The following is a 5,758-nucleotide window of genomic DNA, read 5'->3' as shown; positions in this document are numbered from 1 at the left end:
AGCCCGCAAAGACAAAGCCCCCGGCGCCTTGCGGCACCAGGGGCTTTCAAAAAGAATCCGGCAGCGACCTACTCTCCCACGCGGTTTCCCGCGGAGTACCATCGGCTCTGGAGGGCTTAACTTCCGTGTTCGGGATGGGAACGGGTGTGACCCCTCCGACATTGCCACCGGAAAAACGAATGACGGTGCATACGAAGGGTAAGTTGCAAGCTTCCGCTTGAGTGAAGCCTCTTCGAGAAGTCGAAGAAGCAATTGAAACAGCTGCCTTCCGGGCGGACGCGCTAGTGGCGTCCTGGCCTCGGCCTTGGCCCCGAGTCCCTTACTCCCCTTGAGGGGGCATGCAAGAGAATGGGGGAAGTAAGCCGCTCGACTTATTAGTACTGGTTAGCTTAACGCGTTACCGCGCTTACACACCCAGCCTATCAACGTGGTAGTCTTCCACGAGTCTTCAGGGGCTTGCGCCCGGGATACCTGGTCTTGAGGTCGGTTTCCCGCTTAGATGCTTTCAGCGGTTATCCAATCGGCACATGGCTACCCAGCGATGCCTCTGGCGAGACAACTGGTACACCAGCGGTGCCTCCAACCCGGTCCTCTCGTACTAAGGTCAGAGCCTCTCAAGTATCCTACGCCCACAGCAGATAGGGACCAAACTGTCTCACGACGTTTTGAACCCAGCTCGCGTACCGCTTTAATTGGCGAACAGCCAAACCCTTGGGACCTGCTCCAGCCCCAGGATGCGATGAGCCGACATCGAGGTGCCAAACCTCCCCGTCGATGTGAACTCTTGGGGGAGATAAGCCTGTTATCCCCGGAGTACCTTTTATCCGTTGAGCGATGGCCCTTCCATTCAGGACCACCGGATCACTATGACCTGCTTTCGCACCTGCTCGACCTGTCGGTCTCGCAGTCAAGCTCCCTTATGCCATTGCACTCGACGCCCGGTTTCCAATCGGGCTGAGGGAACCATCGCGCGCCTCCGTTACTTTTTGGGAGGCGACCGCCCCAGTCAAACTACCCACCAGACAGTGTCCCAGTCCCGGCTGACGAGACGTGGTTAGACACCAGAAATCAACAGGGTGGTATTTCACCGTTGCCTCCACCGAACCTAGCGGCCCGGCTTCAAAGGCTCCCACCTATCCTACACAGTCAATCCCTAGTGTCACTGTCAAGTTGTAGTAAAGGTTCACGGGGTCTTTCCGTCTTGCTGCGGGTAAACTGCATCGGCACAGCTATTTCAATTTCGCTGAGTCCCTCTCCGAGACAGTGCGGAAGTCGTTACTCCATTCGTGCAGGTCGGAACTTACCCGACAAGGAATTTCGCTACCTTAGGACCGTTATAGTTACGGCCGCCGTTTACTGGGGCTTCGGATCATCGCTTCGCCTTGCGGCTGACGAATCCCCTTAACCTTCCAGCACCGGGCAGGAGTCAGACCCTATACGTCGGCTTGTCGCCTTCGCAGAGTCCTGTGTTTTTGGTAAACAGTCGCTACCGCCATTTCTCTGCAACCTCTCTCGGCTTCGGCTGTACGCCTACACCTACCAGAGGCCCACCTTCTTCCGAAGTTACGGTGGAAATTTGCCTAGTTCCTTGGAGGAGAGTTCTCTCAAGCGCCTTAGGATTTTCTCCTCACCCACCTGTGTCGGTTTGCGGTACGGACACCCTGCAGACTCCCTGCGGGACTTTTCTTGGAAGCCGAGCATCAGCGACTTACCCCTTGCGGGGCGCCATGGGGTCTCGGGGATGACTGCCGCGCCTTTATTCGTACGCGACACCCCTACGCCTTTAGACTGACACAACCACCGGTCAGCTCGCCTAGCTTTCTCCGTCCTCCCTCAGTTCAACGTCTGCAAGATGGCGCAGGAATATTAACCTGCTTGCCATCACCTACGCCTTTCGGCCTCGGCTTAGGACCCGGCTAACCCTGGGAAGATTAACTTGACCCAGGAAACCTTGGGTTTACGGCGAGGGGGTTTCTCACCCCCTTTATCGCTACTCATTTCGGCATCAGCACTCCCAGTCGCTCCAGCGGCCTTTTCAGTCCACCTTCGCTGCAACTGGGACGCTCCCCTACCGCCATACACGCCTGACGTGTATGACCCGAAGCTTCGGCACTAGTCTTGAGCCCCGTTACATTTTCGGCGCGGCCTGTCTTGACCAGTGAGCTATTACGCTTTCTTTAAAGGATGGCTGCTTCTAAGCCAACCTCCTGGTTGTCAATGACCTGCCACATCCTTTCTAGTGTTCACTTAGACTAGATTTGGGGGCCTTAGCTGTCGGTCTGGGTTATTCCCCTCTTGCCAATGGACGTTATCACCCACTGACTGCGTCCCGGGATAACAATTGCCGGCATTCGGAGTTTGATACGGTTTGGTAATCTGGTGAGACCCCTAGCCGTTTCAGTGCTCTACCTCCGGCATTGAATTACCCGAGCCGATACCTAAATATCTTTCGGGGAGAACCAGCTATCACGGAGTTTGATTGGCCTTTCACCCCTACACACAGCTCATCCCAGAAATTTTCAACTTTCATGAGTTCGGTCCTCCATGCGGTGTTACCCGCACTTCAACCTGGCCATGTGTAGATCACCCCGCTTCGGGTTATAATACACGCAACTTAGCGCCCTGTTCGGACTCGCTTTCGCTCCGGCTCCACCTATCGGCTTAGCCTCGCTACGTATATTAAGTCGCCGAATCATGATGCAAAAGGTACGCTCTCGCACTGGCTTGCGCCGTAGTGCTCGAACTGCTTGTAGACATGCGGTTTCAGGTTCTTTTGACTCCCCTCACCGGGGTTCTTTTCACCTTTCCCTCGCGGTACTTGTTCACTATCGGTCGCCAAGGAGTATTTAGGCTTACCGGATGGTCCCGGCAGATTCAGACAGGATTGCACGTGTCCCGTCTTACTTGGGTAACCCGCTCAGCTCCAAAAGGCTTTCGTGTACGCGACTATCACGCTCTTTGGTGCGTCTTTCCAGGACGCTTCCACTAGCCTCTCAAAGTCCTACCGCGGACCCGCTACCCCACCGCCATTTGCATGACGTTGGTTTGGCCTCTTCCCATTTCGCTCGCCACTACTTTGGGAATCACTCATTGTTTTCTCTTCCTCAGGGTACTGAGATGTTTCACTTCCCCTGGTTTGCTCTGCAAACCTATGAATTCAGTTTGCAGTAACGCAGCTATTCGCCGCGCTGGGTTTCCCCATTCGGACATCTCCGGATCAACGTTTGGTTGGCAACTCCCCGAAGCTTTTCGCAGCCACCCACGTCCTTCATCGCCTCTTGGCACCTAGGCATCCACCGCACGCCCTTAGTAGCTTACTTGCCCTAATCTCTTGTCCAACGCCCGCCTCCCGGCGGATTGTCGAAACTCGGAGACCAAGGCCCAGACCTCTGCTCTTCGCTAGCAGGCCCGGAAGACATTCTTTATTGCTGTTTCTCACTGCTTCTTCTTGTGTGGGAGACTTCGCTTTTGCCCCACTCGGCTGCCTCGCGGCGCCAGGTGAGACTCATTTCGAAGTCGGCACTTCTGTTGAGAACTTCACTCAGCAGAAATTGCAACTTACCCTTCGTATGCACTTGTCAAAGAACGTCCCTGCGACTTCCAGGAAACTTGTGGAGCTGATCGGGTTCGAACCGACGACATCCAGCTTGCAAAGCTGGCGCTCTCCCAGCTGAGCTACAGCCCCGACTCTCGCGTCGGCGTCCCATTCGCGTCCCTCCGTTGAGGGAGAGTGGTGGGCCTAGGTGGACTTGAACCACCGACCTCGCGCTTATCAGGCGCGCGCTCTAGCCAGCTGAGCTATAGGCCCAAAGGGGCTAAAGCATCGGCAGAACCCTACAGCGTCCTTCATTCTCAAAGAGCCGAGACAGCTTCGCTCGGTCCTTCAAAACCAAACAGCAAGCCCGAAGTTCATAATGGATTGTTTACCGGAAACATTGACCTAGAGATGACCTGACAACCCGAAGGTTGCTGGTGTTGCCTACTCTCCCGAAGGATGAGTCCAACACCCGGTCTCCTTAGAAAGGAGGTGATCCAGCCGCAGGTTCCCCTACGGCTACCTTGTTACGACTTCACCCCAGTTACCGAGCACTCCTTGGGCATCTCTTGGTGAGATGACTTCTGGAGCAATCGACTCCCATGGTGTGACGGGCGGTGTGTACAAGGCCCGGGAACGTATTCACCGCAGCGTGCTGATCTGCGATTACTAGCGATTCCGCCTTCATGGAGTCGAGTTGCAGACTCCAATCTGAACTGAGACCGGTTTTCTGCGATTAGCTCCCCCTCGCGGGTTTGCAGCGCTCTGTACCGGCCATTGTAGCACGTGTGTAGCCCTGGTCATAAAGGCCATGAGGACTTGACGTCATCCCCACCTTCCTCCGGTTTAACACCGGCAGTCCCTCTAGAGATCCACTTGCGTGGCAACTAAAGGCGAGGGTTGCGCTCGTTGCGGGACTTAACCCAACATCTCACGACACGAGCTGACGACAGCCATGCAGCACCTGTCTCTCGGTTCCCTTGCGGGCACTCCCTCATCTCTGAAGGATTCCGAGGATGTCAAGACCAGGTAAGGTTCTGCGCGTTGCGTCGAATTAAACCACATGCTCCACCGCTTGTGCGGGCCCCCGTCAATTCCTTTGAGTTTTAGTCTTGCGACCGTACTTCCCAGGCGGAGAACTTAATGCGTTAGCTACGGCACCGCGGGGGTCAACTCCCACGACACCTAGTTCTCATCGTTTACGGCGTGGACTACCAGGGTATCTAATCCTGTTTGCTACCCACGCTTTCGCGTCTCAGCGTCAGTTACCGTCCAGGTGGCCGCCTTCGCCACCGGTGTTCCTCCCCATATCTACGAATTTCACCTCTACTTGGGGAATTCCGCCACCCTCTCCGGCACTCAAGCTCTGCAGTTTCGGGCGCACTTCCTCAGTTGAGCTGAGGGCTTTCACACCCGACTTGCAAAGCCGCCTACACGCGCTTTACGCCCAATAATTCCGAACAACGCTTGCACCCTCTGTATTACCGCGGCTGCTGGCACAGAGTTAGCCGGTGCTTCTTCTCCCGGTACCGTCAAGGCAAAGCGTATTAGGCTTTACGGTTTCGTCCCGGTCGAAAGTGCTTTACAATCCAAAGACCTTCATCACACACGCGGCGTTGCTGCGTCAGGCTTTCGCCCATTGCGCAAAATTCCCCACTGCTGCCTCCCGTAGGAGTCTGGACCGTGTCTCAGTTCCAGTGTGGCTGATCGTCCTCTCAGACCAGCTACCCGTCGTCGCCTTGGTGGGCCATTACCCCGCCAACTAGCTGATGGGCCGCGGACTCATCTGGTTGTGATAGCTTGTATACAGAGGCCACCTTTTCCCTCAGCCTCCGAAGAGACCGTGGGCTTATCCGGTATTAGCCAATCTTTCGACTGGTTATCCCAGGCATCCAGGCAGATTATCCACGTGTTACGCACCCGTGCGCCGCTCTACTAAGGGTTGCCCCTATTCGCGCTCGACTTGCATGTGTTAGGCACGCCGCCAGCGTTCGTTCTGAGCCAGGATCAAACTCTCCAATTGTATTCTTGGTTTGCTTGAACCGGCGTTCCCCGAGACCCGGCTAAGGAGTCTCGGCTCGCTGATTCGTCGGCACTTCCCTCTCGCTGCGCTTTTCAGCGCTGCTCTTGAGGTGAAGATGCCCTCAAAAAATTGACTGCGGTTTCCGCAATCCATTACTGCTTGGGCTTGCTATTTGGTTTTCAAAGACCGAGCCGCTTGTT

General features: G+C 55.6%; 2 tRNA genes and 3 rRNA genes. All 5 read right to left on the bottom strand.

Annotation, left to right across the window (positions count from 1 at the left end):
* Window positions 1-55 precede the first annotated feature (55 nt).
* Window positions 56-172 (bottom strand): 5S ribosomal RNA (gene rrf / locus K8612_RS38560).
* A gap of 181 nt (window positions 173-353) precedes the next feature.
* Window positions 354-3,320: ribosomal RNA gene (locus K8612_RS38555) — 23S ribosomal RNA — on the bottom strand.
* A gap of 292 nt (window positions 3,321-3,612) precedes the next feature.
* A tRNA-Ala gene (locus K8612_RS38550) sits at window positions 3,613-3,685 on the bottom strand.
* A gap of 46 nt (window positions 3,686-3,731) precedes the next feature.
* A tRNA-Ile gene (locus K8612_RS38545) sits at window positions 3,732-3,808 on the bottom strand.
* Between the two features lie 212 nt (window positions 3,809-4,020).
* Window positions 4,021-5,558: ribosomal RNA gene (locus tag K8612_RS38540) — 16S ribosomal RNA — on the bottom strand.
* The 16S, 23S and 5S rRNA genes sit together here with 2 tRNA genes alongside, the layout of an rRNA operon.
* Window positions 5,559-5,758: the final 200 nt, after the last annotated feature.

This window comes from Corallococcus sp. AS-1-6, assembly GCF_020037015.1.
Classification (GTDB): Bacteria; Myxococcota; Myxococcia; order Myxococcales; family Myxococcaceae; genus Corallococcus.
This window is presented reverse-complemented; position numbering and strand designations above follow the sequence as displayed.